This is a genomic window from Halosegnis longus, from assembly GCF_009663395.1.
In the GTDB taxonomy this organism is placed as follows: Archaea; Halobacteriota; Halobacteria; order Halobacteriales; family Haloarculaceae; genus Halosegnis; species Halosegnis longus.
Map to the genome: position 1 here is coordinate 2,272,432 of NZ_QKNW01000001.1, position 25,094 is coordinate 2,297,525.

27 protein-coding genes and 2 tRNA genes are annotated in these 25,094 nt (G+C 66.3%); 17 read left to right on the forward strand and 12 right to left on the reverse strand.

Translation table 11 applies throughout. The features are described from left to right. Nucleotides 1-27 precede the first annotated feature (27 nt). From DM818_RS12305 to DM818_RS12320, 4 genes are read right to left on the reverse strand one after another with little or no spacing between them, the layout of a single operon-like run. Nucleotides 28-2,052: a DUF7846 domain-containing protein gene (locus DM818_RS12305; protein ID WP_143823777.1), complete on the reverse strand. Its 2,025-nt coding sequence runs from the start codon at nucleotides 2,050-2,052 to the stop codon at nucleotides 28-30. After that, entirely contained in the window at nucleotides 2,053-3,672 is a 1,620-nt protein-coding gene (locus tag DM818_RS12310) for an ABC transporter permease (RefSeq protein ID WP_075936440.1), read from the reverse strand. Next, a complete protein-coding gene (locus DM818_RS12315; protein ID WP_075936439.1) occupies nucleotides 3,669-4,829 on the reverse strand; it encodes an extracellular solute-binding protein in 1,161 nt (386 codons plus the stop codon). The genes DM818_RS12310 and DM818_RS12315 overlap by 4 nt, the downstream gene beginning before the upstream one ends. A gap of 46 nt (nucleotides 4,830-4,875) precedes the next feature. Then, nucleotides 4,876-6,036 (reverse strand): alpha-1 4-glucan-protein synthase, encoded by a 1,161-nt coding sequence (locus tag DM818_RS12320; RefSeq protein ID WP_153952637.1) that lies wholly within the window; start codon nucleotides 6,034-6,036, stop codon nucleotides 4,876-4,878. A gap of 102 nt (nucleotides 6,037-6,138) precedes the next feature. Here DM818_RS12320 and DM818_RS12325 point away from each other — a divergent pair, with 102 nt between their 5' ends. Genes DM818_RS12325 through DM818_RS12335 form a run of 3 tightly spaced genes read left to right on the forward strand, consistent with a single transcriptional unit; the run spans nucleotide 6,139 to nucleotide 8,849 of the window. Then, nucleotides 6,139-7,302 (forward strand): MFS transporter, encoded by a 1,164-nt coding sequence (locus DM818_RS12325; RefSeq protein ID WP_233571955.1) that lies wholly within the window; start codon nucleotides 6,139-6,141, stop codon nucleotides 7,300-7,302. Between the two features lie 42 nt (nucleotides 7,303-7,344). Then, on the forward strand, nucleotides 7,345-8,499 hold the full coding sequence (locus DM818_RS12330) for a thiolase family protein (protein ID WP_075936436.1): 1,155 nt from the start codon (nucleotides 7,345-7,347) through the stop codon (nucleotides 8,497-8,499). Further along, complete coding sequence (locus DM818_RS12335; RefSeq protein WP_075936435.1) at nucleotides 8,496-8,849, forward strand: Zn-ribbon domain-containing OB-fold protein; 354 nt, start codon at nucleotides 8,496-8,498, stop codon at nucleotides 8,847-8,849. Before DM818_RS12330 ends, DM818_RS12335 begins: the two co-directional genes overlap by 4 nt. Here DM818_RS12335 and DM818_RS12340 read toward each other — a convergent pair. Together DM818_RS12340 and DM818_RS12345 are read right to left on the reverse strand one after the other, a co-directional pair. After that, nucleotides 8,828-9,409, reverse strand: a complete 582-nt coding sequence (locus tag DM818_RS12340; protein ID WP_075936434.1) for a DUF7547 family protein — start codon at nucleotides 9,407-9,409, stop codon at nucleotides 8,828-8,830. The genes DM818_RS12335 and DM818_RS12340 overlap by 22 nt on opposite strands. A gap of 53 nt (nucleotides 9,410-9,462) precedes the next feature. Further along, entirely contained in the window at nucleotides 9,463-10,236 is a 774-nt protein-coding gene (locus DM818_RS12345; RefSeq protein WP_075936433.1) for a carbon-nitrogen hydrolase family protein, read from the reverse strand. A gap of 67 nt (nucleotides 10,237-10,303) precedes the next feature. Between DM818_RS12345 and DM818_RS12350 the strand changes: the two genes are divergently transcribed. Then, nucleotides 10,304-10,510, forward strand: a complete 207-nt coding sequence (locus DM818_RS12350) for a hypothetical protein (protein ID WP_075936432.1) — start codon at nucleotides 10,304-10,306, stop codon at nucleotides 10,508-10,510. Here DM818_RS12350 and DM818_RS12355 read toward each other — a convergent pair. Continuing rightward, the gene (locus tag DM818_RS12355; protein ID WP_075936431.1) at nucleotides 10,507-10,869 is read right to left on the reverse strand and encodes a hypothetical protein; all 363 of its coding nucleotides are present in this window, start codon (nucleotides 10,867-10,869) and stop codon (nucleotides 10,507-10,509) included. The genes DM818_RS12350 and DM818_RS12355 overlap by 4 nt on opposite strands. A gap of 79 nt (nucleotides 10,870-10,948) precedes the next feature. Between DM818_RS12355 and DM818_RS12360 the strand changes: the two genes are divergently transcribed. The 6 genes from DM818_RS12360 (at nucleotide 10,949) to DM818_RS12385 (ending at nucleotide 14,679) form a co-directional block, all read left to right on the forward strand. After that, complete coding sequence (locus DM818_RS12360) at nucleotides 10,949-11,386, forward strand: MaoC family dehydratase (protein WP_075936430.1); 438 nt, start codon at nucleotides 10,949-10,951, stop codon at nucleotides 11,384-11,386. An 82-nt stretch (nucleotides 11,387-11,468) separates the two neighbouring features. Beyond that, complete coding sequence (locus tag DM818_RS12365; protein WP_075936429.1) at nucleotides 11,469-11,771, forward strand: MazG nucleotide pyrophosphohydrolase domain-containing protein; 303 nt, start codon at nucleotides 11,469-11,471, stop codon at nucleotides 11,769-11,771. Nucleotides 11,772-11,802: 31 nt separating this feature from the next. After that, complete coding sequence (locus DM818_RS12370) at nucleotides 11,803-12,276, forward strand: YbaK/EbsC family protein (protein WP_075936428.1); 474 nt, start codon at nucleotides 11,803-11,805, stop codon at nucleotides 12,274-12,276. A 57-nt stretch (nucleotides 12,277-12,333) separates the two neighbouring features. Continuing rightward, nucleotides 12,334-13,293 carry a C-terminal binding protein gene (locus DM818_RS12375; RefSeq protein ID WP_153952638.1) on the forward strand — a complete coding sequence of 320 codons (960 nt, stop codon included), beginning with the start codon at nucleotides 12,334-12,336 and terminating at the stop codon, nucleotides 13,291-13,293. Between the two features lie 245 nt (nucleotides 13,294-13,538). Beyond that, nucleotides 13,539-14,330 carry a helix-turn-helix transcriptional regulator gene (locus DM818_RS12380; RefSeq protein ID WP_158601430.1) on the forward strand — a complete coding sequence of 264 codons (792 nt, stop codon included), beginning with the start codon at nucleotides 13,539-13,541 and terminating at the stop codon, nucleotides 14,328-14,330. 55 nt (nucleotides 14,331-14,385) lie between these two features. Then, nucleotides 14,386-14,679 carry a PRC-barrel domain-containing protein gene (locus tag DM818_RS12385; protein WP_153952639.1) on the forward strand — a complete coding sequence of 98 codons (294 nt, stop codon included), beginning with the start codon at nucleotides 14,386-14,388 and terminating at the stop codon, nucleotides 14,677-14,679. A 1-nt stretch (nucleotide 14,680) separates the two neighbouring features. Here the strand turns inward: DM818_RS12385 and DM818_RS12390 are convergent, their stop codons facing one another. Then, entirely contained in the window at nucleotides 14,681-16,138 is a 1,458-nt protein-coding gene (locus DM818_RS12390) for a DHH family phosphoesterase (RefSeq protein WP_075936424.1), read from the reverse strand. A 128-nt stretch (nucleotides 16,139-16,266) separates the two neighbouring features. On the opposite strand from DM818_RS12390, the gene DM818_RS12395 reads away from it, so the two are divergent. Together DM818_RS12395 and DM818_RS12400 are read left to right on the forward strand one after the other, a co-directional pair. Further along, nucleotides 16,267-16,340, forward strand: a tRNA-Lys gene (locus DM818_RS12395). A gap of 81 nt (nucleotides 16,341-16,421) precedes the next feature. Next, nucleotides 16,422-16,589: a hypothetical protein gene (locus DM818_RS12400; protein WP_153952641.1), complete on the forward strand. Its 168-nt coding sequence runs from the start codon at nucleotides 16,422-16,424 to the stop codon at nucleotides 16,587-16,589. A gap of 131 nt (nucleotides 16,590-16,720) precedes the next feature. Here DM818_RS12400 and DM818_RS12405 read toward each other — a convergent pair whose 3' ends face one another. The 3 genes from DM818_RS12405 to guaB all read right to left on the reverse strand — a co-directional run bounded on the left by DM818_RS12405 (nucleotide 16,721) and on the right by guaB (nucleotide 20,119). Next, entirely contained in the window at nucleotides 16,721-17,962 is a 1,242-nt protein-coding gene (locus DM818_RS12405) for an acyl-CoA dehydrogenase family protein (protein ID WP_075936423.1), read from the reverse strand. Nucleotides 17,963-18,141: 179 nt separating this feature from the next. After that, nucleotides 18,142-18,591: a universal stress protein gene (locus DM818_RS12410; protein WP_075936422.1), complete on the reverse strand. Its 450-nt coding sequence runs from the start codon at nucleotides 18,589-18,591 to the stop codon at nucleotides 18,142-18,144. Nucleotides 18,592-18,640: 49 nt separating this feature from the next. Then, nucleotides 18,641-20,119 (reverse strand): IMP dehydrogenase, encoded by a 1,479-nt coding sequence (gene guaB / locus DM818_RS12415; RefSeq protein WP_075936421.1) that lies wholly within the window; start codon nucleotides 20,117-20,119, stop codon nucleotides 18,641-18,643. 164 nt (nucleotides 20,120-20,283) lie between these two features. Between guaB and DM818_RS12420 the strand changes: the two genes are divergently transcribed. The 3 genes from DM818_RS12420 to DM818_RS12430 are packed head-to-tail and all read left to right on the forward strand — an operon-like array spanning nucleotide 20,284 to nucleotide 21,552. After that, nucleotides 20,284-20,466 (forward strand): hypothetical protein, encoded by a 183-nt coding sequence (locus tag DM818_RS12420; RefSeq protein ID WP_153952643.1) that lies wholly within the window; start codon nucleotides 20,284-20,286, stop codon nucleotides 20,464-20,466. Further along, the gene (locus tag DM818_RS12425; protein WP_153952645.1) at nucleotides 20,467-21,291 is read left to right on the forward strand and encodes a DUF5794 domain-containing protein; all 825 of its coding nucleotides are present in this window, start codon (nucleotides 20,467-20,469) and stop codon (nucleotides 21,289-21,291) included. Nucleotides 21,292-21,327: 36 nt separating this feature from the next. Next, complete coding sequence (locus DM818_RS12430) at nucleotides 21,328-21,552, forward strand: DUF5795 family protein (RefSeq protein WP_075936418.1); 225 nt, start codon at nucleotides 21,328-21,330, stop codon at nucleotides 21,550-21,552. Here the strand turns inward: DM818_RS12430 and DM818_RS12435 are convergent, their stop codons facing one another. Beyond that, nucleotides 21,553-21,888 (reverse strand): 2Fe-2S iron-sulfur cluster-binding protein, encoded by a 336-nt coding sequence (locus DM818_RS12435; RefSeq protein WP_153952647.1) that lies wholly within the window; start codon nucleotides 21,886-21,888, stop codon nucleotides 21,553-21,555. Between the two features lie 81 nt (nucleotides 21,889-21,969). On the opposite strand from DM818_RS12435, the gene DM818_RS12440 reads away from it, so the two are divergent. Both DM818_RS12440 and DM818_RS12445 read left to right on the forward strand, forming a co-directional pair. After that, nucleotides 21,970-22,148: transfer RNA gene (locus DM818_RS12440), tRNA-Trp, on the forward strand. A gap of 332 nt (nucleotides 22,149-22,480) precedes the next feature. After that, nucleotides 22,481-25,093: a PAS domain S-box protein gene (locus DM818_RS12445; RefSeq protein ID WP_197738617.1), complete on the forward strand. Its 2,613-nt coding sequence runs from the start codon at nucleotides 22,481-22,483 to the stop codon at nucleotides 25,091-25,093. The last annotated feature ends 1 nt before the right edge of the window (nucleotide 25,094 follow it).

The window sequence follows — 25,094 nt, forward strand, 5'->3', positions numbered from 1 at the left end:
CTGCCGCTCGATTAGGGGAGCCGAAAGTTACGTGTTTGGGTCCGCGTCGAGGCTCGTCTCCATGAAAATCCCCTCCGGGCCGTAGCCGGGGACGTACGCCGCCGCGCCGTCACAGGCGCGAGCGTCGCGACACCACTCCAGCTCCGGCGAGAGTGCACGCGTCTCACCGTCGACGCGTTCGACGGGCATCTCGACGCGGTACGTGAAGCCGGTGCCGCCGGGGTAGTCGATGAACGCCGTCGCGACCACCGGCCCCTCGCCGCGCGCGACCGAGTTAGACCGTCCGTTCTCGCCCACGAGCGTGAGCGTGTCGTCGGTCACGTCCACGCTGAACGAGACGGAGCCGTCGGTCGGCGTCGCGCCGTAGTAGGCGCTCGTCTCGTCTGCTCCCGACAGCCGGACCGTGACACTGGTCGCGCCGGGTGGCGTTCCGAGCGTCGTGTCGAGGCCGAGTCGCTCGCCCTGCGCGACCGTGACCGGTTGGACGCGGGCCGCCTGTGGCGACCCGTCCGGCGGATTCCAGAAGCCGCGGAACGCGTACCGGTAGAGGTCGCGGTCGGGGTACTCGTCGGCGATGGCGAACGGCTCGTTGTGGAGCGCGTACACCGTCTCGCCGTCGAAGCCGGGGTCGTTCCGGAGCGGCTGGAACGGGTGATTGAGCCAGCCGCCGTAGGTGTCGGGCAGGAGGACGACCGCGTCGGTCGGCGGATTCTCGATCGGCTCGTACGCGTCCTCGTAGGTGTCGGTGATTTCGGCGTTGCGACCGAGTCGCTCGTCGAGCGAGACGGCGGTCACGCCGGCGAACAGGCCGCCCGAGAGCACGAGCACGACGAGGAAGACGGTGCGCGCCCGCGAGGCCGGCAACCGGGAGTCGAGCAGCGAGTGGAGCCACCGACCGCCGTAGAGCGCGCCGACGGCCGCAAAGGCCGCCGTCGGCAACAGGAGGTCGAAGTGGTAGTAGGGGCCGTGGGTGGCGATGAAGCCGTCGCCCGGCCGGTCGAGCACACCGAGGATGTTGTAGTTCCCCCAGAAGTAGGCGTTGCCGACGCCGACCGAGAGGAAGACGCCCGCGAGCGTGAGCTTCCGGGCGGACGGGCGGCGACGGAGCACGGCGGCGACACCGCCGGCGGCGAGTGCAGTTCCGAACAGCCCGCCCGCCACCCAGCTGGTGTAGAGACTCCACAGTACCTTCCGTGACACCTCCAGCGCGAGCTGAGGCGTGTACATGAGTTCGTGGTCGAGCAGTCGCCGCTGCCCGAAGCCGAGCCCGTCGAGCGGCGCGAACTCCTGGTACGGGAAGACGAACGGCGAGCCGGTCATCACGGCGTTGTAGCCGAGGGTGACCGCGACGCCGGCGAGTCCGAGGACTGCGGTCGCGGCCTGTCGCGGGAGCGCGTCTCTCGGATTTCGATACAGCGTCCAGAGGGCGTGGACGATGAACGGCGTCGCGAAGAGGACGGCTGTGAACGGGCGCGCGAAGAACGCCAGCCCGACTGCCGCGCCCGCGGCGAGGGCACTCCGGCGGCTCCCGGTGCGGTCGGCGCGCAGATAGCCGTACGCGAAGGCGAGATTCAACAGCGTCGTCGGCGCGTACGGGAGGAACACCGACGCGTCGATGACGAACAGCGGCGAGAGGCCGACGAATACCGCCGCGAGCAAGCCCGCGCGGGCGTCGAACACCTCACGCACGACCGCGGCCGTAAGTGCGAGGATGCCACCGCCGATGCCGACGAGCGCGAGCCGGTAGCCGCCCAGCAGCTCGCCGACGGCGAACATCGCCGCCGGCACCGGGGCGTACTTGGAGTAGAGGCCGTCCGGCGTCTCGATGAAAAACCACGGGCGAAACAGCCCGTCGATGGGGGGATGGAGCCAGAGTTTGCCGTCCAACAACATCGCGGCCTGCTGGAGATACACTCCTTCGTCGTGGTTGAGCGAGTGGTACGGGAAGACGGTGTTCGCAACCGTCCAGATGTCGAGCGCGCCAAAGAGCACGACGGCGGCTGTCGCGGCGAGGACGGGGCGCTCGCGGATGATAGCTCTGGGGTCGCGCATCTACGTTCGCTGCTCCTGGTGGAGGATGACACCCATCGAGAGCGCGGAGATGACGACGAGCACGAGGGCGGGAATCGCCGCCTGCCCGTACGCGCCGGTCTCGCGCACGCTCCAGATGTGGGTGACGAGCGTTTCGAAGCCGAGCGGTCGAAGCATGAGAGTCGCGGGGAGTTCTTTCATAGTAGTGAGGAAGACGAGCGCCGCGCCCGTCGCGACCCCGGGGACGATGAGCGGGAGCGTCACGGCTCGGAACGTCTGGAGCCGCGACCGACCGAGGGTTCGGGCCGCCTCGTGGAGCCGGCTGTCCACCTGCAGGACGGAGGTGCGTATCGAGCCGACCGCCTGCGAGGAGAAGCGAACCACGTACGCGAACACGAGCAGCGGAATCCCGTAGTTGCGGTAGACGACCGGTGCGATGTCGAGCGTGAACCACAACAGCGCGAGCGCGAGGACGATCCCCGGCGTCGCGTAGCCGACGTACGGCGCGCGTTCCGCCAGCCGGGAGAGCCGGGAGTCGGCGTTTGCACCCCGCAGCCCGATCGGGAGTGCGACGACGAGCGAGGCGACCGCCGCGAGCACCGCGACCTGGACGGAGTTGGTCGCGAAGGCCCACTCGAAGGCCATCCCGTCGGACGCGAGTCCGGTGCCGGGCCGGAACAGCCACGCGGTGAAGATACCGATGGGAAGCCCGACGGCGAGCAGCCCGATACCGGCTGGTAAGAGCATCGCCGGATACCGGAACACGCCGAGGTCGAAGCCGAACTTCCCGCGGTTCCCGCGGCTCTCGTAGGCTCCGTCGTCGTCGGCCCCAATTTTCGATTCGAGGAAGAGCACGACGGCGGTGACGGCGAGCAACTGGAGCGACAGCAGGGCGGCGTACCCCTGCTGGAAGGCGTCGAACCGGCTGTAGATGAACTGCGTGAACACCTGGACGCGCATGAAGGCGGGCGTCCCGAAGTCGGCGAGCGCGTACAGCGCGACCAGCAGGGCACCGGCAGCGATTCCCGGTGCAATCTGTGGGAGCGTCACGCGCCGGAACGCCTCGAACCGCCCGGCGTTGAGCGTGCGAGCCGCCTCGACGAGCGACGCGTCGAGCGAGAGCAGCGACGCCCGCGTCGTCAGGAACACGTACGGGTAGGTGTAGATGGTGAGGACGAACGCCGCACCCCAGAAGCCGAACACCGACGGAATCTCCTCGATGCCGAGGGGGGCGAGCAGGTCGACGAAGGCACCGCGCGGCCCGAACGCCGAGATGAACGCGAACGCACCGAGATAACTGGGGACGGCAAGCGGCAGCGCCGCGGCGACGGTCCAGAACCGCTTGAACGGGAGATTCGACTGGACCGTCAACACGGCGAGGGAGACGCCGACGAGGACGCTCGCGGCCGTGACGGCGGCGACCAAGGCAACGCTCCGTCCGAGGACGGCGAGCGTCGTCGCGGAGGTGAGCAGTGCGGGGATCTGGTCGCCGAGCGTCGCGGTCTGGACGAACAGCCACGCGAGCGGGACGACCAGCAGGAAGGCGAGCAGAACTGCGATGGCAGTGACTGCCCGGCCACCGAGGTCACCGGAGCCGTCGAGACGGTCGGTAATCGGAGCCGGCCAGTCGGGGACGCTCATCCGGAGACGCCGGCCTCCTCCATCAGGTCGAGGGTCGTCTCCAAATCGGACAGCTCGGAGAGGTCGATCTCCGGCGGATTCAGCTCGCTGACCAGCGGCAGGTCACCGACCGGCTGAACGCCGTCGATCATCGGGTACGCGAAGCTCCGGGTCGCGAAGAACTCCTGTGCTTCCGCCGTGAGCAGGTGGCGGATGAACAGGTCGGCGAGGTCGGCGTTGTCGGTCCCCTGAATCCGGGTCGCGCCGGCGACGTTGACGAGCGCACCGGCGTCACCCTCCGTGAACGCGAGGTCGATCGGCGCGTCCGGGCGCTGGTTTTGCACGCGCAGCGCGTAGTAGTGGTTCGCGAATCCGGCGTTGAGGGCACCGTCAGCCACCTGCTGGGAGACGACGTACTCGTTGCCGTAGCGTTCGGTGCCGGCCTCGCGCATGTCGACGAGCCACTGACGGGTGGCGTCCTCGCCGCGCAGCAGTCGCATCGCCGTGATGAACGACTTGAACGCGCCGTAGGTCGGTGCCCAGCCCATCGTTCCCTGAAGCGCCGGCGTGTTCGGGAAGTCGGCGACCTTGTTCGGGATGTCGTCTTCCGACAGCTCGTTCGTGTTGTACGGAATCGCGCGAGCACGGCCGGCGATTCCAACCCACGCGTTGTCCGGGCCGGTGAACGAATCCGGAACCGGACTCGTCACCTCCTCGGGGAGCGACTCGACCGCGTCGTTTTGGGTGACGTACGCGAGCGAACTCGCGTCGATGGACCAGAACACGTCGGCGCGCGAGGCCCCGCTGTTGACTTCCTCGACAATCTGTTGTGCGAGCGTCGAGGAGGTGTTCGTCGTCGGCAGAACGGTGAACTCGGGGTACGCCTGCTCGAGAATCTCGACGAACTCGCGGTAGATACCGCCTTCGCCGCCGCCGAGATACAGGCTCAACTCGCCCGAGAGGTTCGGGAGGTCGTTGATGGAGGTGCCCTCCGGCTGCGGGCGACCTTCGACGATAGAGCCGGAGCCGCGAAGCTGCGTGAGCGCGGGCACTTCGACCTGCTGTGACGGGTTCCCTTCGTCGCTGTCGCCGCCGAGCAGATTGTTACAGCCAGCCAACCCAGCAGTCACCGCGGTACCGAGACCGGCGAGATACCGGCGTCGGGTCGAGTCGTTCATATCTGCTTTTGGGGACCCTAAATCGGAAAACCGTGTCGGTTCACGCTCAGTCATCGGCGGCCACCTCCGGGGTGCGGCGACCGTCGGCTTCGAGCGCGTCGAGGGTTGCGAGCCAATCGCGCATGTGTTCGCCGACGAAGTTGAGGAACTCGCCGTTGGTCCACTGGTCGTACTCCGTGGTAGCGAGTCGGTCTGCCATCGCGGCGAACGCTTCGCGGTAGCTCTCGGCGTCGGCTCCGACGGCGTCGACTTCTTCCCAGACGTGTTCGTTGAGTTCCAGCGCCGGCACCTCGTTGTTGAGGTCGTCGAACGTCGAGCGGGGAGCCTTGTTGTGTTCACACAGCGGCGTCCCCGTCAGCACGCTGTCGCCGAGGATGTCTGCCGCGCGCTTGAGGAAGACGCCCGACCAGATGTCGTCGAACCGGCCCACGTCCCACTCGTTGTCGTCCATCGGCAACTGGTAGAAGGCCGGGACGACGCGCCGGCGGAAGGCGAGATTCATCGAGCAGACGGTGAGGTAGTTGTCCTCGGCGGCGACGAAGTCCTCGCCGTAGTCGTCGGCGTCGAGTCGGGTCTGTGCCAACCCTTCGAGGTCGCCGTCCATCAGGATGCGGACGGCGTCGAGGTCGGGGACGTTCGTCCACAGCCCCTGTGAGGCGACGACTTCGCCCTCCGTGAGTTCCGTCGTCGACTCCGCGACCGTCTCGTCCATCGCGGCGTAGGGGTAGCCGCGCGGGTAGAGGTCGTGGTCGTCGACGTTCTGATAGAGGACGTTCACCCACTGCTCGTCGGAACTGACCTCTCGAATCTCGCCAGACCGGTCGAGGTTCTCGTAGTGGCCGCCGAAGAAGTCGGTGTCGTGGGGAAGCGTGTCGTCGTCGATGAAGAAGCCGAACTCGAAGTCGCCCTCCCACATGTAGAGGAGACCGAAGGAGGTCTCGGCGTGGGAGGCGGCCGGGACGACGTGGCCGTAGTCGCTCATGCCGTGGTCGTCGTACCACTGCTCGCGGTCGCTGCCGTCGTACACGGCACCCTCCACGTCGAGGTCGTCCAACATCGCCTCCATCGCGTCGGTGTCGCAGAACTCCTCGGTGACGAGCAGGAAGAACAGTCGGTCCGCGTGGCCGTGCTCGCGGGCGTTCGCCACGTACTCGCGGATACACTCCCACTCTCGAATCGTCGGGACGATTACGCAGGTGTCCGTCATACCCGATAGGTGGTTTAGGCCTTCCTAAAGCGTGTCGATGTTTAGGTATCCCTAATAGTTCTGAACAGACGGGTTCAAGCCCGCCCGCCGGCGCGTGTGAGTGTGACCGAAGAACGACTGGTCGGCGGCTACAGCGGTCGTCTGCTGCTCGCGATTTCCGTCGGCTGGGCATTCATCCAGGCCGGACGGCTCGTGGTCTCACCGTTGCTCCCGGAGATCAGCGGCCAGTTCGGACTCTCGCCGACCGAAGAAGGGCTGACCGTCACGACCATCTGGTTCGTCTACGCCTGTCTCCAGTATCCGAGCGGGCGGCTGTCGGACGTGCTCACCCGCACCACGCTGCTCGTCGCCGGGCTCTGTGTCATCGCGGTCGGCTTCCTCGTCTTTGCGGGCGCACCCACGTATCTCGTCGTACTGGTCGGAGCCGTGCTCGTCGGCTTCGGCGCGGGGCTGTATCCGACCCCCGCACGCGGACTCGTCTCCGACCTCTACGTCGAGCGCCGCGGACAGGCGTTCGGGCTTCACACCGCCTCCGGCGACGTTGGCGGTGTCATCGCGGCCGGGCTCGCCGTAGCGACCCTCGCCGTCGCCTCGTGGCGCGGAGCCTTTCTCCCGGTTGCAGTCGTCCTCCTGTCTGTCGCGCTCGCCTTACACGTGTGGAGCCGCGAGGGATATCACGTCGAATCGGTCGACCTCGAGGTCCGCGCGACCGCACGCCGACTGCTCGGAGACCCGGGCACCCGCCGGCTGATACTGGCGTACGCGCTGTACGCGTTCACGTGGCAGGCCGCGACCGGACTCCTCCCGACGTTTCTCCGGCGGTCGAAGTCGTTCTCGCCGGCCATCGCGACCGCGAGCTTCGGGACGCTGTTCGTCGTCGGCGCGGTCGTGAAGCCCGTCGCCGGCGGCTTGGGCGACCGGGTCAGACGCGACCGGCTCGCACCGGCCGCACTCCTACTCGCTGCGGTCGCGCTCACCGGCGTCGTCCTCGCGTCGAGTGAGCTCGCCGTGACGGTCGGCGTCGTCGTCTTCGCAGCCGGGCTGATGTCGTATCCGCCGGTGATGCAGGCGTATCTGATGGACACCTTCCCGACCGAGAGCATGGCCGGCGACCTCGGCGGGATGCGTTCACTCTACATCGGACTCGGCTCGCTCGGCCCGACGGCCGTGGGGTTCGTCGCCGGGCGAGCCGACTACGCGGTCGCGTTCGCCGGCCTCGCCGGCTGTCTGCTCGTCGCCGTCGCGCTCATCCTCACCGGCGAGTAGGCCGACCCGAAACGTTAGGACACGTCCACGAGAGTGGCCGGTATGACCGACGTAGCGATTATCGGCGCGTCGATGACGCAGTTCGGCGAGCGCGACGGCTGGGTGTGTGACCTCCTCGCCGAGGCCGCGACGGCGTGTCTCGACGACACCGGCGTCCGTGCCGACGCGCTCGACCACCTGTACGTCTCGAACATGGCCAGCGGCGAGTTCGAGGGCCAGACCGGCGTCCCGAACGCACTGGCCCACGACATCGGCGCGCTCGGTGCCTACACGCAACGCGTCGACCAGACCTCCTCCTCGGGCGGCGCGGGCATCTACGCGGCGTGGCAGTCGATTGCCTCGGGCGCGAGCGACCTCACACTGCTCGTCGGGGGCGAGAAGATGACCCACCGGACGACCGGCGAGGCGACCGACGTGATCGCCTCGCTCACCCACCCGCACGAGTACAAACACGGCGTCACGCTCCCCTCGTTTGCGGGGCTGACCGCACGCGCGTATCTCGACCAGTACGACGCCCCGCGGGAGGCGCTCGCCGAGGTCGCCGTCAAGAACCACGCCAACGGCGTCGACAACCCACACGCGCAGTTCCGCAAGGAAATCAACCGCGAAACCGCACTCGACTCGCCGCTCGTTGCCGACCCGCTCCGGCTGTACGACTTCTGTCCGATTACCGACGGCTCCGCCGCACTCCTGTTTTGTCCCGTCGACGTGGCGAGAGAATACACCGACGACTACGTGCGCGTTGCGGGCGTCGCGGGCGCGACCGACACCCACGTCGTCCACGAGCGCCCGGACCCGACGACGATGAACGGCGTCGTGAAATCCGGCGAACGCGCCTTCGAGCAGGCCGGTCTCTCACCCGAGGACGTGGACGTAGCAGAGCTTCACGACATGTTCACCATCCTCGAATTTCTCCAGTACGAGGACCTCGGTTTCGCAGAGAAGGGCCACGCGTGGGAGGACGCGATGGACGGGACGACCGCCCGCGACGGCGACCTGCCCATCAACACCTCCGGCGGACTCAAGTCGAAGGGCCATCCGCTCGGTGCGTCGGGCGTCGCACAGGGGTACGAGATATACAAACAGCTCGTGGGTGAGGCCGGAGATCGGCAGGTCGACGCCGAGGTGGGACTCGCGTGTAACGTCGGCGGCTTCGGGAACTGCGTCACGACGGCCATCTTCGAGGTGGGCGCATGAGCCTCGACGCCGGCCGCTGTCCGAACGGCCACCTCTCGTGTCCCCCGCATCCACGGTGTCCGGAGTGTGGCGAGCCACAGTCCGAGACGGTCGACCTCGCCGACGAAACGGCGACGGTCGTGACCTGGACGACCTCCTACGCCACGCCGCCGGGCGTTCGCGAGCCGAACACGCTCGCTATCGTCGAGTTCGAGGCGTACGACGTGCGGCTGCTCGGGCAGGTGGACGGCGACGTAGAGATCGGCGACACTGTCGAGGCGACCTACACGGAAGAGCTCCGGGACCCCGAGGCGGGAATTCGCGAGCCGGCGAGTCAGGCGTGGGACGGCTACCGGTTCTCGCCGTCGTAGTCGTCGAACACCGTCCGCTCGTCGGCGACCTCGTCGCGAATCGTCTCCAGTTCGTCCTCGACGTCGATATCGGTCCCGTTCTCGTCGTTCACAGTCGCGTCGGTGACTGGTATCTGTACCCCGTCCTCGACGGGCGTCGGCCCGGACTCGTCGCCCCCGTCTGTCCCCTCGGCCGGGATGCGCCCGTCGACGCGGTCGCGAATCTCGGCGCGGAGGTCACGCACTTCCTGGAGCAGTTCGCGCGCCTCGGGGTCGGTCGGGTCACCCCGAACCGCGGCGGTCACGTCCTCGACGGCGCGGTCGACGGTCTCGACGGCGGCCTCGCGGCGCGCTCGTGCGCGGGCGGTCGTCTCCTCCGTGCCCTGAAGCAGTCGAATCGCGCCCGCGAGCGCCTCCAGCGCCCGGATGTTGGCTTCCAGGCCGGCAATCGCCGTCGGGATGGCGTACCGCTCGGTGAACTGGAGCACCCCGTCGCTCGCGTCCGCGCGGTCGCGAAGCTCGCGGAGCCGGTCGGCGAGTTCACGCACGGTCGGCGAGAGGTCCTCGTCGGCGTCGCTCATGGCCGAGGGTTGGGCGAGCAGGACCAAAGGTCCGCCGTTGGTTCGAGACCCCGTCACTCGGAGCCGACGGAGACGCCGACGATGTCGCGCTGGGACTCCAGCACGTCCGCGTCGAGGGTTCGGACGAGCGTGCCCGGTTCGTATGCGAGCTCGCCGGCGACGACGCCGTCGGGTCTGACGACCAGCGAGCGCCCGGCGTACTCGCTCACGCGAGCGTCCGGCACGTCCTTGCGACCGGTCCGCCCGCAGGCGACGACCCAGCGAACCCCGTCGAGTGCGCGGGCGCGGGCGAGCAGCCGCCAGTTCGCGGCGTGGGTCGCCGGCCACGCGCCCGGAACGAACAGCGCGTCGACGCCGGCATCGAGGAGGGCCGTGCTCTCGTGGACGAAATTCAAGTCATAGCAGGTGAGCAGTCCCGTGCGACCGGCGGGGGTGTCGACGACCACCCGCTCCTCGCCGGGCGTGAGCCACGCCGACTCGCTGCCCCAGAGGTGTCGCTTCCGGTACGGCGTCAGGTCACCGTCCGGGGTGACGTACGCGAGCGTGTTGTGGTAGTCGTCGCCCCGCTGCTCGATACAGCCGACGAGGAGGGCGGTGTCGGTTTCGCCCGCGTGTGCGCGCAGTCGGTCGAAGACCGGTCCGCCGAGGTCGAGCGCGACGGATTCGCTGCGGTCGTCAGCGACGAAGCCGGTGAGCGCGTACTCGGGAAAGACGGCCACGTCGACGCGGTCGGGGAGGGCGGCGAGTCGGTCGACCACGGTCGCGACGTTCGTCTCCGGGGCGAGGTCGGCCACCTCGATTTGGCAGGCGGCGACGGTCGGGTCCATGCGTCGGCTGTCGGCGGCGTCGGCTTAGTCCCCGTGAAGTTATGTCGCGGCTGTTCGTACGTCCGATATGGCAGAAGTGTACGCACTGGCGTGGGCTGGACTGAAGTGGAGCTACGACGAGTACGGCGTGAAGGGCGCGGCCGCGTTCCTCGTCGCTGGACTGCTCGCCTACTATCTCGTGATGGAGCGGTTCCGCGAGACGTTCGAAGACGTCGACGTGGACACCGACGCGGTCGCGAAGGCGCTGCCCGACGACGTGACGGACGCGGCCTAACGGCGCAACACCATCGCGTCGTAGCCGTCGAAGTTCGACCCGTCGACGACGCGGCGCGCCTGCGCGTCGTGGACCGATTTTATCGCCCGAAGCTCCGTGTCCGACAGCGATAGCTGTTGGCCGAACTCCGTCCAAATCGACGACTCGACGGCGAGCAGATAGGCGTCGGCAGTTCGCTCGACCAGCGGCTCGTAGGGGAGAAACCGCCGCCACTCCATCACCAACTCGTCGATGCCGGGGGTGGTGGCGGCGTGGTCGTGGTGGTCGACGAGTCGCTCTCGGAGGGTCACAGCGTCGAGTCCAGCCTCGGCCGCGGCCTGCTCGATGAGGTCGTCGTCGAACGGCGTGAGTGGGTCCATACCCTCGGTAGGCGAGCCGTCAGGTTGTGCGTTTCGTCGCTGCCGACACCGTTAGGTGCGTGACAAGAGAGGGGTGTGTATGCAGTACTTCGAGGACATGACGGAGGGTGACGTGCGCGAGTTCGGCGAGTACACGATGACCCGCGAGGAGATTCTGGAGTTCGCGAACCAGTACGACCCGCAGCCGTTCCACACCGACGAGGAGGCGGCAAAGGAGTCGCAGTTCGGCGGACTCATCGCGTCGGGCTGGCACACCGCCTCGGCATGTATGCGGATGCTCGTCGACAATCACCTCTCAGAGTCGGCGAGCGCCGGAGCACGCGGGATTCGCGAACTGAAGTGGATTCGTCCGGTTCGGCCCGGGGACACGCTCACCTGTGAGTCGGAGGTCATCGAGACGGACCCCGGCGAGGGGCCGGTCGGGACCGTGACGAGTCGGCTGACCGGCTTCGTCGACGGGGAGCCGGTCGTCCAGTGGACGGCGGAGGCGATGTTTGAGAAGAGAGAGGCCGAGTGAAGCGAGGCCTCCCGGAGCGGGAGCGAGCAACGCGAGCGACGAAACCGAAAGTTTGGGTAGCGACGGGAAACGGTGAGAACGCATGGACGAACAAGCCCGCGTCGGACGGTTCATCGACGAGCACGACCTCTCGTGTCCGCCGGCGTACCGACTGCTCGACCTCTCGGCCGAGGTCGGTGAACTGGCCGCGGACGCGACCGCTTCGAGCGACTACGGCGCGAATCCGGACGCGCTGTCGGTGAAGCAGGACGAACTCGGCGACGCGCTGTTCGCGCTGCTCGCGCTGTGTGAAGAGTTAGACGTGGACGCCAGGGAGGCTCTCGACACGTCGATACAAAAGTACGAGCGACGGCTCACCGAGCGGGGGGACGCGGGAAGTCAGTAGCTACAAGCCGGCGGCGATAGAGCGGCGTGGTATGCACACGCGCGCCACGGAGTTCAGCGAACTCGCACGCGACCGATACGACTTCGACCCGGATATCGAGGAGTTTCCGGCCGGGACGAAAACCGCAGCAGACGCCGCCGAGGCGGTCGGCTGTGCGGTCGGACAGATTGCGTCGTCCATCGTCGTCGAAACCGAGGACGGACTCGCGGTCGTCGTGACCAGCGGCGCGAACCGCGTCGACATGGACCGGGCGGCCGCGGTGCTCGGCGTCGAACAGGTCTCGATGGCCGACGCCGACGACATTCGCGAGACGGTCGGCTGGTCTATCGGCGGCGTGCCGCCCTTCTGTCACGAGACGGCGGTGCCGGTGGTCATCGACGAGACGCTGTTCGAGTACGACGAAATCTGGGCCGCCGCCGGAACGCCGCAGGCGGTGTTCGAACTCACGCCGGGCGAACTGGAGTCGCTGTCTGGCGGTGATCGGGCCGCGATAGCCGAGTCGTAGATCCACGGCTTGGCCCCTTCGCCCGAGGTTAAGTGACACCAAGCCGAACTCTGAAGCATGAGCCACCGGGTCGTCTCGACGGACGCAAAGACCGCCGACGTGCTCACGACCGCCGACTGGGGCGGCCACGAGGTCACCGTCGAAATACTGGACGCGGACCAGGAGGTCGACCTCGCGGGCGCGGTCGACGGCGCAACGGCGCTGGTCGTCGACGCGGGGACGCAGGTGACCGAACGCGTGCTCCGGGAGGCAGCGCCGGGACTCGTCGTGCGTGCCGGCATCGGCGTCGACAACATCGACATCGCGGCCGCTCGCGAACTGTCGATTCCGGTGGCGAACGTGCCGGAGTACTGCATCGAGGAGGTAGCCACCCAGTCGCTGTCCCTGCTGCTCTCGGCGTGGCGACAGCTCCGCCCGTACGACGAGCAGGTGCGGGCCGGCGGGTGGGAGCGTCGCGAACAGCCGATACGACGGCTTTCGACCGCGACCGTCGGGATGGTATCGTTCGGGAAAATTGCACAGCGGTTTGCCGACCTGCTTTCGGGTTTCGGCTGTGAACTGCTCGCGTACGACCCGTACCTCGACGAGGCGGTCGCCGACGCCCACGGCGTCGACCTCGTGGAGTTCGACCGGCTGTGTCGCGAGTCGGACGTGCTCTCGGTACACGCGCCGTTGACGCCGGAGACCGAGGGACTCGTCGACGAGACGGTGTTTTCGGCGATGCCAGACGACGGGGTTGTCGTCAACACCGGGCGAGGCGGAGTTATCGACGAGGAGGCGCTCGCTGTGGCGCTCGAAACAGGAGACATCGGCGGGGCCGGACTCGACGTGCTGGCGACCGAGCCGCCGGAAGCAGTACCGACCGACCATCCGAACGTCGTCTACACGCCCCACACCGGGTGGTACTCGGAGCAGGCGATACAGGAGTGTGGGACCACGGTCGCGGAGGCAGCCGTCGCGTTTCTCGACGGCGAGACGCCGCGGACGCTGGTCGACGAGTCGTGGATATCCGGATAACGACGCGGTCGGAAACGTTGTACCGACTCGACGACTGGCGTCGAGTCGGGTAGGCGGTGTCGGGCAAACACCGCCCACGCCGGATGTGTCAGAGGCGTCCCGGCATGAACCAACTCAAACTCGGGTGTATTTACCTTACCTGACGGTAACCCGACCACGATCTGGTACCTGCATATGAATTCTTCGGTGATTGAATACAGATACGGGCCAGAATGCTTTTCAACATTCCACCGGAGGAACACGTGATGCCGGTGACCACCGATATCATCCCGCTGTTCGCCCGCCGGGAGCAACTGCTCGAACAGCTTTACGGTGGTACACAGTCGAAGGCGGCGCTGGCCGAGTCGCTGGACGTCTCGCGGTCGACCGTAGACCGGTCGGTGCGGACGCTAGCGACGGCCGGGGTGGTCGAGCGCGAGCAGGGCGGGTACGGGTTCACGCTCACCGGCCGACTGCTCTACGAGGAGTTTCGCTCGTTCAGCGAGCAGGCGGAGTCGCTGGCCGCGGCCCAGCAGTTACTCTCGTCGCTGCCCGCGGACACCGAGCTTCCCCGGGAGGCTATCGTCGGGTCCACGGTGACGTATCCCGAGTCGACCGCGCCGTATCGGCCGATGGAGCGACACGTCGAGATGATTCGCCGCGCCGACGAGATTGATCTACTCGCAACGGCCGTCGCACCTCGGTTCATCGACGCCTACCGGGAGCGGGTGATGGAGGGAACGCTAACGCTTCGGGCGGGGCTGAGTCCGTCGGTCGCCGAGCGGGTTGCAACGAACCACGGCGAGACGGCCCGAGAGATGATCGCGACCGGTGGGTTGACGCTGCGCGAGCTCGACCAGCGGCCGCCGTTTTCGTTTACGCTATCGCGGGTGGGCGACACGGAGTACCTCTCTTTGCTCATCTACGGGACGGAGGGACTCAACGGCTATCTCGTCAACGAGCGTCCCGAGGCGGTCGCGTTCGCGACCGAGCTGTTCGAGCGCTACTGGACGGAGACGACCGCGTGGTCCGCCGAAGACTCCCGTGTCTCGTCGTGAGACGGTCGTCAGACGCGTCGGCAGCGTTAAGGAAACGGCCCCTGTTGCTGGCGGTATGAACGAAGACGTTCCACAGGAGATTACGTCCCTCGTCGGCCGTGAGGTGTACTCGAACAACGGCGTGTTCGTCGGACAGGTCGAGGACCTCCGGCTCGACCTCGATACGGAGACGGTCACCGGCCTCGCGCTCGGCTCGCTGAACCACGACCTGTTTCACGGGCGCGCGGCGGGAGCCAACGGCGTCATCATCCCCTACCGGTGGGTCCGGTCGGTCGGTGACGTGATTTTGGTCAACGACATCATCGAGCGGATGAAGAACACGGACGACGACGCGCAGGCGGTCGCGTAACTCAGGCGTTGTTCGTCGATTCGCCGCTCGACGACTCGACACCCATCGCGGCGAACAGTTTCGTCTTGACGGCTTCACGGACGAGCGACAGCAGCGTCTCCTGGTTCTCCTCGGTCGTCTCGATGCCGGTAAAGATGCCGAGTGGAATCTCGACGGTCGCGTCCGTCGAGTGGCCGACCACGTCCCCGCTGTCGCCGAACGCGTCGGCGAGCACGGAGCCGATATCCATCCGGATATCCTTCGAGCGCGCGGCGAGGTAGATGGTGTCGTCGGCGATAGCGAACACGGCGGTCGTCGTGATGCCTTCGAGGTTCAGGAGGTGTTGTGCGGCCTCCGAAAGCGCCTCGCGGTTCCGGATGAACCCCGCGTTCGAGACGAGGTGGCTCCCCTTCACGTCGCGGTTGCGAATCGCCTCCGCGAGCACGTCGAGCGTCTCGGGACTCATCGACGGCGATTCCACCTGTTCGAGCGTGTCGTGGTTCGCGAACGGGTAGAGATACGCCGCGGCCGTCAGGTCCGCCGGCGTCGTGTCGCGCTTGAAATCCAGCGTCTCGGCGCGAATCCCGTACAACAGCGCCGTCGCCACGTCCTCTTGGAGATTCAGGTCGAACTCCTGGATGTACTTCGTGAGGATAGTCGAGGTGGAGGAGACGTTCGGCCGCACGTCGATGAACGTGGCGTCGTACTCGACTTCGGGTTCGAAGTGGTCGATGAATATCTCCACGTCGCCCTCGACGGCCGGCTCGGAGGCCTTCGCGTGGTCGACTAACGCGAGCGTGTCGTAGGTGTCGAGACTGACCTCCGACAGCGGCGTCAGGTCGATGCCGAAGAGGTTCACGAACGCGCGATTCTCCTGGTGGCCGATTTCGCCGTCGTAGAGGATATCCGCCTCGACGCCGCGTGACTCGGCGATGGCTTTCAGCGCCACGGCGCTCGCGATAGAGTCGGGGTCGGGCGACCGGTGGGTGAGAATCGCCATCCGTCGGTCGGTCTCGTCGATGACGCTCGCGAGCTGTTCGGCTTTGTACTCCAGTTCGCCCGTCTCCAGTGCCCGCAGTGCGGAGTCGGCGATGACGGCCGACGGATTGATGACGGTGTCGACCCCGAGCTCGGTGAGTTCGTCGGCGGTGACGGGGTCGGAGGCGCGGACGACGATGAAGTGGTCGCTGCCGTGTTCACGGATGTTCTCGACGGCGGCGCGGTTGGCGTCCACGTCCGACGAGAGGATGAGAATCACGTCGCGGTCGGCGACAGTCTCGGCGGTCTCGGGGTCGGAGATGTCACCGACCCGGGCGTTGAGGTCCTGGTCGCGGAGCGCCTCGACGCGGCCCTCGTCGCGGTCGAGGATGAGAACGTCCTTCTCCTCGCCGACGAGCGCCTCCGCGACGGCGTGGCCGACGCTCCCACAGCCCAAAATCGCGTAGGTAGACATCGACGCCATCGAGATACCGGTGCTCATACCCGCGTTGGGTCGTCCTCTCACTTAACTTCCCACCTCTGTCCGAGTCGCGCGGGAACCGTGCGACGGCGCGGCTGTGGATCGAAACGCAAGGTATATCCCCCGGCCGTCGTTACGCAGTGTTGTCGGGGCCGATAGCTCAGCCCGGCAGAGCGACTGGCTCTTAACCAGTCGGTCAAGGGTTCAAATCCCTTTCGGCCCGTTCTGTACCCAACTTCTGCGGAGCGATGGCTGGCGCTCAAACTAGCGAAATCTTATTTCGACGGCGGTGGTCACTCTCCACGTGTTCGATGCTCCCCCGTGTCCGACCTGCGGGAGCGAGTATCTCGTGGCGCGGCTCCGGACCCACGGCTACCCGCAAGACAGGGACGGAACCGTCGAGCGATACTACCGGTGTTTCAGATGCTTCGCCAAGTTCGGCGAGGATGAGGCCGCCCCGACGAACGAATAACATCGGCCGTCAGTCACCCCACACCGCCACTCTGTGACGGCGAAATAACGCCTCCACTATCGCTTGATTGCTGTCTACTGCATCGAATAAGAAATGTGTCCGGGGCTCAGACCGGGTCGCTTCGCGGGCGCTTAGACCGTCTTGTCGAGCTCGGGGTCGAACTGGAGGACGTTCTCCATGTCGGCATCGTTCACGTCCTCGAAGGCGTGGCGGGCGATGCTGCGGCGGTGGACCTCGTCGGCCCCGTCCACGATGCGGAACGCGCGGACCGCCTCGTAGAAGTGTGCGACGGGGAGGTCCTTTCCGATACCGTTGCCGCCGAGACACTGGACGGCGAGGTCCATGACCTCGTTCGTCACGTTGGCGGTGAACATCTTCGACATGGCGACCTCAATGCGGGCGTCGCTCTCGTCGAGTTCGCGGGCGGCGTGGCGGACCATCGTGCGCGCGGCGTGGAGTTCCGTCTCCGCGGTCGCGATGCGGTGGCGCAGCGCCTGCTTCTCAGCGAGCGGTTCGTCGAACGCCTCCCGCTCCTGCAGGTAGGCCTTCGAGATGTTGAGCGCGCGCTCTGCCATCCCGGAGTAGCGCATACAGTGGGTGAGCCGACCGCCGCCGAGCCGGAGCTGTGCGAGCCGGAACCCCTCGTTTTCCTCGCCCAGGAGATTCTCCTCGGGGACGCGGACGTTGTCGAACTTGATTTCGGCGTGGCCGAGCGACACGTCGACGATACCGTGCCCGCCGAGGTGTGGGATGTTGCGGACGATATCGACACCGTCCGTGTCCGTCGGCACGAGGATGATGGAGGTGCCCTCGTACGGGTGGGCATCGAGGTCCGTCCGTGCCATCACGAGCAGGAAGTCGGCGTTGTATCCGTCCGAGGACCACCACTTGTGGCCGTTGATGACGTACTCGTCGCCGTCCTTGATTGCCGTGGTGCGCAGCATCTTCGGGTCCGAGCCGCCACCCTGCTGTGGCTCCGTCATCGAGAACGCCGACTGGAGTTCGCCCTGCACGAGCGGGCGGAGATACTCCTCTTTCTGTTCTTCCGTGCCCGCCATCTCCAGGGTGTGCATGTTCCCCTCCTGTGGTGCGTTCGCGCGGATGGCGAGGGCACCCCACAGCGAGCGGCCGACCTGCTCGAAGGAGGGGAGCATGTCGCTGAACTCCAACCCTTGTCCGCCGTACTCCTCGCTCACCTGCGGCGCGAACAGGTCACGCTCCTTGGCGAGTTCCCACGTCTCGTGGAGTTCGTCCTCGGAGATGAGCTCGCCCGTGCGGAGTGCTTCCCGTTCTCGCGGGAGGACGACCTCCTCCATGAAATCCTCGACGCGGCCCGCTACTTCCTTCGCCTTCGCAGAGTCGTGATACTCCATATCACGTCTCACAACCGGAGCCATGTAAAGCTATAGCTGTTCGTCCGTAACTGCAAGAATAATCCCGACGGTTGGTTTACGCTGTAGTCGATTTAGGAGCTATAGCTTTCAGCTGTTGTATGCACACCAGACATCAAGCGCCGGCGCGCGCAGTGCTGGCGGGGGAGTTCGTCTGCCGATTACTCGGTTACCTCGGTCTTCACGACCGTCGCGGGCCGAGTGGTCAACCGGAGCACGCGGTCGGTCACGCTCCCGAGCAGCGTTCGGTACTCGTCGGGCCGGCGCTTGGTCCCAAGCACGAGCAGGTCCACGTCTGCATCGTCGGCGTAGGAGACAATCGTCTCGGCGGGCTGTCCCTGCCGGGTGACCGTCTCGATGTCGACGCCCATCTCCGCGGCCCGGTCGCGGAGCGCGGCCAGTGTCTTCTTTGCTTCCTCCTCGAGTCCGTGTTCGGGACCTTCGGCCTCGTCGACGTACTCGTCGCCGCTGTAGGCCGTGACTACGTCCTCGTCGACGACGTAGAGCGCGTGGAGTTCGGCGTCGGTCGCGCTCGCGAGTTCGAGCGCGTGGGTCTCGGCCGCCGTCGAGGCGGCTGTCCCGTCGGTCGACAGTAGAATTCGGTCGTACATCACCACCCGATTCGACGGTACGTGTAATAAATCTATGACGTGTCGGCGGCTACTCCTGCGGGGAGTAGTTCGGTGCCTCGTCGGTAATCATCACGTCATGGGGGTGGCCTTCCGTCTGGCCGGCCGAGGAGACGCGGACGAACTCGGCGCGCTGCTTGAAGCCGGGAATCGTCTCCGCGCCGACGTAGCCCATCCCCGAGCGCATCCCGCCGACGAGCTGGTGAAGCTCGGATTCGAGCGACCCCTTGTACGGGGTTGCGGCTTCGACGCCTTCGGGGACGAACTCCTCGTCCTCGTCGGCGTCCTTCAGATAGCGGTCGCCGCCGCCCTCGGACATTGCGCCGACGCTGCCCATACCGCGGTACTGCTTGTACTTCTTGCCCTGCATCGTGATGACGCGACCCGGCGCTTCGTCGGTGCCGGCGAAGTAGGAGCCGAGCATGACCGCGTCCGCGCCCGCGGCGATTGCCTTGATGGCGTCACCGGAGTAGCGAATTCCACCGTCGGCGATGACGGGCACGTCCTCGCGGGTGGCCACGTCTGCGACCTCGGCGACGGCCGTAATCTGTGGCATCCCCGCCCCGGAGACGACGCGAGTCGTACAGATGGAGCCGGGACCGATGCCGACCTTCAGCCCGTCCGCGAAGTCGACGGCGGCCTCGGCGGCCTCGCGCGTCCCGATGTTGCCGACGACCACGTCGGCCGCGACTTCCGCCTTGATGTCGCGGGCGGCGTCGAGGACGTTGAGGTTGTGAGCGTGTGCACAGTCGATGAAGATGATGTCGGCTCCGGCCTCGTCGGCGGCGGTCGCGCGGTCCGTCTCGAACGGGCCGACGGCGACGCCGACGCGGAGCTTGCCGTCCTCGTCGCGGGCGGCGTCGTCGTACTCGCGCCGGGAGAGAATCCCCTTCATCGTGACGAGTCCGGTGAGCCGGTTCTCGTCGTCGACAATCGGGATGCGCTCGATCTTGTGTTCGTACATCAGTTCGAGCGCCTCCCGCGCCTCGATACCCTCCGTCGCCGTGATGACCTCGTCGGTCATCGCCTCCCGGACGGTATCGTCCTCGGCGATGCCGATGTACGGGCGAATGTCGGTGCCGGAGATGATGCCGAGCACCTCGTTGTCCTCGTCGACGACCGGTGCCCCCGAGACGCCCGACCGGCCCATCAGCTGGTCGACCTCCTCGACGGTCATCTCCGGCGACGCGGTGACCACGTCACGGATGATGAGTTCGTCCGCGCGCTTGACCTCGGTGACCTCCTCGGCGGTCTCCTCGACGCTCATGTTGCGGTGGATGACGCCGAGCCCGCCCTGTCTGGCCATCTCCGTCGCGAGGGGGGCCTCGCTGACGGTGTCCATCGCCGCCGAGAGCACGGGAACGTTCAGTTCGACGTTGCGGGAGACGCGGGTGCTGGTGTCGGCCGCGTCTGGCTCTACGCGCGACTCCTTGGGTCGAAGGAGCACGTCGTCGAACGTCAGCGCCTCTGGTACGTCGAGCTTCTGTGAGAATCTGTTGTCGTCCGCCATGTAAACGGTGCGCAGCCTCGCCGGAAAAGGATTCCGAGAGATACGACAGTCGAGGTGTGTGAACACATCGCACAAATCGGACGATTCCACTCTGTGAACGGTCCACATTCAACAAACGGCAATTTCTGCACAATACTTATGTGACATAGCGCGTACATTCGCGTATGGACGCCGCATGTTCCAACGTGGCTCGTGTTGCCGGAATGAGTGAGAACTCCATCGACACGACGAACACAAAGCGCACGTTTGGAACAGCGGCCCGGTTCGCGTTCGATTGGCTCGGTCTCATGCCGGGTTATCACGACGCAGACCACCCATCGGCGACGGGGTATCGCCATCGCCCCTGAATGAGCGTCTCGAAACATCCTGTCGCGGTTCGGCTCGAGCAACAGGTAGGGAAGGGGACGCGCCTGCTCGCGACGGTGATGTGTCTCCCGCTCGTCGACGGCATCTTCCCGGCGCTCGTCCTCGCTGGCGCGCTCTCCACCACCCTCGGTATCATCGAGGTCGGACTGCTCGTCTTCGGCGGCTCGGCGACGCTCGCCGTCGTGCTCGCCGAGATGGAAGGGACCCGCCGCGAACAGATTCAGTCGATTCTGCTCGTCGGGGTTCCACTCGTGGTCGTTGCCGGCGTCGAGGCTGCACTCGCCCCGACGATTGCGAACATGCTCGATATCCCGACGTTCGAGCGGTTCGCCGCGCTCGTCATCCTCGCTATCGCCGCCAAGACGGCGTCCGCGACGGTCGGGGAGTATCTCCCCTCGCCGGGCGTCATCGTCGGACTCGGATTAGTCGCCTCTTTCCAGCCCAACAGCTTCGAGTTGGCCTTCAGCGCGAACCCGGAGGTCGTGCTCCGCGGGATGGCCGCGGCCGGTGCGGGCGTGACGTTCGCGCTCGGCGCTGCCCTGTTCGGCCCGTGGCTCCGTGGGAACGTCGACATCGACCGGTTCCGCTTCGGCAGCGCGGTCGCGCTCGGCGTGCTCCCGCTGTCCATCCTCGGACTCATCGAGGCGAACGTGCCGCTTGCCCTCGCCGTGCTCGCGGTGACCTCCCTGCTCTCGCTCGACCCACAGGGCGCGGTCGATTCGATGCCGGTGGACGACGAGAACACCGACGAGACGGAGGAGCCGCCGGCCGACCCCGGCGCGAACGAGCAGGCCCCGTGGCTCTGACGACAACGCTTTGACGCGCCGGCCGCACCGTTAGGTATGGCAGACAACCGCGTCGTCGAGGGCCGGATGGTCACGCCGAAGAAGCTCGCCGAACGCATCGAGGGCGACTCCGTCATGGACGCCGAGGGAATCGAAGACGCGGACTTCGACTGCCCGGACTGCGGCGAGAGCGTCCTCGCCGTCGGCTACATGCCCAGCGTGACGAGCTTCCACACCGGCTACAAGTGCCAGGAGTGTCCGTGGTCGGACATCGAAGAGTAGCTACCGCGGCAACAGCTGTCCCCAGTACCGCTTCTCGATGAGTTCGACGGTCAGCGGCTCCGTCACCGACAGCTGACACGAGAGCCGAGGATAGCCGTAGCGTGCCGCCAGCCTGTCGTGCCAGTGGTCGGCCGCCGGCTCGGTGTCGTCGGCGGTGTGAACGCGCACACCACAGGTCGCACAGAGACCGCGCCCGCCGCAGTTGGCTACCTTCGCGGCCGGCGCGTACACCTCGAACCCTGCATCGAGCAGGAGTTCGCGCAGATTCTGGCCATCGGCCGCCGTGAGCTCCGTCGCGTCGCCGTCATCGAGCACCCGGACGGTGTGGTCGGTCATACCCGGCCGTTCGGTCCCGAGGGGTATAGTCGTCCCCCGAATCGAAACCCCTTTACAGCGAATCCGTGTACGAATTGGCGAGGGGCTGTGGCCAAGCCAGGCATGGCGACTGACTCCAGAGGCCACGCGCCCGGTGACGAGACTCCAGACTGATATACCGAGCGACCGACTGATCATCGCTCGCGATGACGACCCTCTGGAGGACCGAGGCGCACACCGGAGATATCAGTCGATCGGGGGTTCAAATCCCTCCGGCCCCATACTCAGCTTAAACGAACGCAAACGCATCGAGAGCCGTTCGTGTCACGCTTTTGTACCTGATGTGAGCGTTAACCACCAGGCGAAATCGTCGTCATATTGTTGATGCCCGGCCTAGTCTCACTGGGGAGGGTAGCACGGTCCTCATTGGGACAGCCCCCAGCGCCAGCAAGTACGGTCGCACGAGAGAATCCAGCCGACGTGTTAGTGGAACTTTGTCTGTGGTGTCAGGATTTTCGAGCAGTTTGCAGTATCTGTTAAGTAGGAGCAAGTCAGTACCAACATTTGAACTGTACCGATGGGTGTCAGCGACCAACCAATTCACGTTCTCCACGTGGAAGACGACGCCGCGTTCGCGGAGCTGGTGTCCGTCTATCTCGAGCGCGACGAGGACGCGATATCGGTACACACTGCGGCGACGCCCGAGGAGGGACGCGAGTTGTTGACAGCCAGGGAGATAGACTGTATCGTCTCCGACTACGACATGCCCGAGATGAACGGCATCGAGTTCCTGGAACGGGTCCGCGAGACGTATCCGGACCTTCCGTTCATTCTGTACACGGGCAAGGGGTCAGAAGAGGTTGCGAGCGAGGCGATCTCCGCCGGCGTGACCGATTATCTGCAAAAAGAGCGTGGGACGAGCCAGTACACGGTCTTGGCGAACCGGATTCACAACGCCGTCGAACAGTACCGGTCGACCCGGGCGCTCGAATCCAGTCGCCAGCGGCTCTCGCTGCTCTTCGAGGAGTCGCCACTCGGCATCATCGAGTGGTCGGAGTCGTTCGAAATCGCGCGCGTCAACGATTCCGGCAGGGAGATTCTCGGCTACGAGGAGGGCGAACTCGCCGGAACGTCCTGGGAGACAATCGTCGCCGACGCGGAGCGAGACGAGGTCGGCGATATCGTCGAACAGCTCCAGTCGGGCGACGGCGGCTTTCACAGCATCAACGAGAACGTCCGGGCCGACGGTGAGTCGATTATCTGCGAGTGGCACAACCGTCTCGTGACCGACGACGACGGCAACGTCGTCACGATATTCTCACAGTTTCAGGACATCACCGAGCGACAGACACGACAGAGAGAGCTAGAACAACACCGGGCGCTCATCCACGCCGCGAACAACGCGATTATCACCGTCGACGAGTCGAATCGCGTGCAGTCGGCGAACGCGGCGGTAGAAGAGATGTTCGGCTACGAGCCGTCGGAGCTCATCGGCGAGCCGGTGACGACGCTGATGAACGACGACACCGCAACGCGCCACGAGGCGATGTTCACGCGGTATCTGCAGACGGGCGAACAGACCCGAGCGTGGAACGACATCGAGGTCGAAGGGCAACACAGAGACGGGTCACGGGTTCCGCTTTCGGTCACGTTCGGCGAGGTCGTCCAGGGCGGCGAACGGCTGTTCGTCGGCATCATCCGCGATATCACCGAGGAAAGCGAGTACAGACAGGAGCTGGAGTGGACGAACGCGGTGCTCTCGAAGCTGTTGGAGACGCTGCCAATCGGCGTGCTCGCCGAAGACGAGTCGCGTGAGATTCTGGCGGCAAACGACCACCTGCTGGAGCTGTTTGATATCCCCGAGGCCGCGGACGACCTCGTCGGCGACGACTGTGAGCGGGTCGCCAGCGAACTCAGCGAGCAGTTCGCCGACCCCGACGGCTTCCTCGAACGCGTCAACGAGATCGTGGGAGAGGATATCCCGGTCGACGGCGAGGAAGTGGAACTCGCGGACGGTCGTACGTTCGTCCGGACTCACGAACCCGTGGAGCTGCCGGACGGGAACGGCCACCTGTGGACCTACCGTGACGCGACCGCACAGCGGCGGCGAGAAAACCGCCTGGAGGCGCTCAACCGGACGGCCCAGGAGCTAATCAACGCAGAGAGCCGCGAGGCGGTCGCGGAAATCGGTGTCACGGCCGCACAGGAGGTACTGGGGTTGAACGCGAACGCGATTCACCTCGTCAACGCCGACGGGACCGCTCTCGTTCCGGCTGCAGGAACCGAGTCGGTATACACGCTCATCGGTGACCCCCCGGCGTTCACAGAGGGAGACAGCATCACCTGGCGTGTGTACGAGACGGGCGAGGCGGTCGCGATTGACGATATCCACGACGACCCGGACATCTACAACCCCGACAGCCCGATTCGCAGCGAACTGTATCTCCCGCTGGGCGAGTACGGCATCCTCATCGCTGGCTCGCCGACGCCGGACACTTTCGACGAGGCGGACCTCGCGCTCGGGCGGCTGCTCGCGGGAAGCATCGTCACCGCGCTGGAACAGATCGAGCAACTGGAGCGGCTCCGGGACCGCGAGCAGGAGCTATCGGAGCAGAACGAACGGCTCGACGAGTTCGCCAGCATCGTCTCACACGACCTTCGCAACCCCCTGAACGTCGCAGTCGGGCGGGTCGAACTGGCACGAGAGACCGGCGAGTTGGACCACCTCGACGCGGTCGAGCGAGCCAACGAGCGGATGAGCGCGCTCATCGACGACCTGCTCACGCTCGCCCGCCAGGGGAGCCGCGTGAGCGACGTCGAAGCCGTCGACCTCCGCGGGCTCGCGAGCGGGTGTTGGGCCAACGTCTCCACCGCGGACGCGACGCTCGACCTGCAGACCGACCGGTCGATATCAGCCGACCGGAGCCGACTCCAGCAGCTACTGGAGAACCTGATGCGGAACGCCCTCGACCACGCCGGCGACGACGTGACAGTCACCATCGGTGACCTCGACGTTGGGTTCTACGTCGAGGACGACGGCCCGGGCGTTCCCGCCGAGATTCGCGGCGAGATATTCGACGCCGGCTACTCGACGGACCCGAGCGGGACCGGCTTCGGGCTGAGCATCGTCGAACAGATTGTCAGCGGCCACGGCTGGGATATCACGGTGACCGACGGGACCGACGGCGGTGCGCGCTTCGAGATAACGGGCGTCGACTTCGCGTGAG

What these genes read in the sequence shown, in the direction of transcription:
- DM818_RS12305 (WP_143823777.1), bottom strand. Translation starts at nt 2,052, where the DNA reads ATGCGCGACCCCAGAGCTATCATCCGCGAGCGCCCCGTCCTCGCCGCG.
- DM818_RS12310 (WP_075936440.1), bottom strand. Translation starts at nt 3,672, where the DNA reads ATGAGCGTCCCCGACTGGCCGGCTCCGATTACCGACCGTCTCGACGGC.
- DM818_RS12315 (WP_075936439.1), bottom strand. Translation starts at nt 4,829, where the DNA reads ATGAACGACTCGACCCGACGCCGGTATCTCGCCGGTCTCGGTACCGCG.
- DM818_RS12320 (WP_153952637.1), bottom strand. Translation starts at nt 6,036, where the DNA reads ATGACGGACACCTGCGTAATCGTCCCGACGATTCGAGAGTGGGAGTGT.
- DM818_RS12330 (WP_075936436.1), top strand. Translation starts at nt 7,345, where the DNA reads ATGACCGACGTAGCGATTATCGGCGCGTCGATGACGCAGTTCGGCGAG.
- DM818_RS12335 (WP_075936435.1), top strand. Translation starts at nt 8,496, where the DNA reads ATGAGCCTCGACGCCGGCCGCTGTCCGAACGGCCACCTCTCGTGTCCC.
- DM818_RS12340 (WP_075936434.1), bottom strand. Translation starts at nt 9,409, where the DNA reads ATGAGCGACGCCGACGAGGACCTCTCGCCGACCGTGCGTGAACTCGCC.
- DM818_RS12345 (WP_075936433.1), bottom strand. Translation starts at nt 10,236, where the DNA reads ATGGACCCGACCGTCGCCGCCTGCCAAATCGAGGTGGCCGACCTCGCC.
- DM818_RS12350 (WP_075936432.1), top strand. Translation starts at nt 10,304, where the DNA reads ATGGCAGAAGTGTACGCACTGGCGTGGGCTGGACTGAAGTGGAGCTAC.
- DM818_RS12355 (WP_075936431.1), bottom strand. Translation starts at nt 10,869, where the DNA reads ATGGACCCACTCACGCCGTTCGACGACGACCTCATCGAGCAGGCCGCG.
- DM818_RS12360 (WP_075936430.1), top strand. Translation starts at nt 10,949, where the DNA reads ATGCAGTACTTCGAGGACATGACGGAGGGTGACGTGCGCGAGTTCGGC.
- DM818_RS12365 (WP_075936429.1), top strand. Translation starts at nt 11,469, where the DNA reads ATGGACGAACAAGCCCGCGTCGGACGGTTCATCGACGAGCACGACCTC.
- DM818_RS12370 (WP_075936428.1), top strand. Translation starts at nt 11,803, where the DNA reads ATGCACACGCGCGCCACGGAGTTCAGCGAACTCGCACGCGACCGATAC.
- DM818_RS12375 (WP_153952638.1), top strand. Translation starts at nt 12,334, where the DNA reads ATGAGCCACCGGGTCGTCTCGACGGACGCAAAGACCGCCGACGTGCTC.
- DM818_RS12380 (WP_158601430.1), top strand. Translation starts at nt 13,539, where the DNA reads ATGCCGGTGACCACCGATATCATCCCGCTGTTCGCCCGCCGGGAGCAA.
- DM818_RS12385 (WP_153952639.1), top strand. Translation starts at nt 14,386, where the DNA reads ATGAACGAAGACGTTCCACAGGAGATTACGTCCCTCGTCGGCCGTGAG.
- DM818_RS12390 (WP_075936424.1), bottom strand. Translation starts at nt 16,138, where the DNA reads ATGAGCACCGGTATCTCGATGGCGTCGATGTCTACCTACGCGATTTTG.
- DM818_RS12405 (WP_075936423.1), bottom strand. Translation starts at nt 17,962, where the DNA reads ATGGAGTATCACGACTCTGCGAAGGCGAAGGAAGTAGCGGGCCGCGTC.
- DM818_RS12410 (WP_075936422.1), bottom strand. Translation starts at nt 18,591, where the DNA reads ATGTACGACCGAATTCTACTGTCGACCGACGGGACAGCCGCCTCGACG.
- guaB (WP_075936421.1), bottom strand. Translation starts at nt 20,119, where the DNA reads ATGGCGGACGACAACAGATTCTCACAGAAGCTCGACGTACCAGAGGCG.
- DM818_RS12420 (WP_153952643.1), top strand. Translation starts at nt 20,284, where the DNA reads ATGGACGCCGCATGTTCCAACGTGGCTCGTGTTGCCGGAATGAGTGAG.
- DM818_RS12425 (WP_153952645.1), top strand. Translation starts at nt 20,467, where the DNA reads ATGAGCGTCTCGAAACATCCTGTCGCGGTTCGGCTCGAGCAACAGGTA.
- DM818_RS12430 (WP_075936418.1), top strand. Translation starts at nt 21,328, where the DNA reads ATGGCAGACAACCGCGTCGTCGAGGGCCGGATGGTCACGCCGAAGAAG.
- DM818_RS12435 (WP_153952647.1), bottom strand. Translation starts at nt 21,888, where the DNA reads ATGACCGACCACACCGTCCGGGTGCTCGATGACGGCGACGCGACGGAG.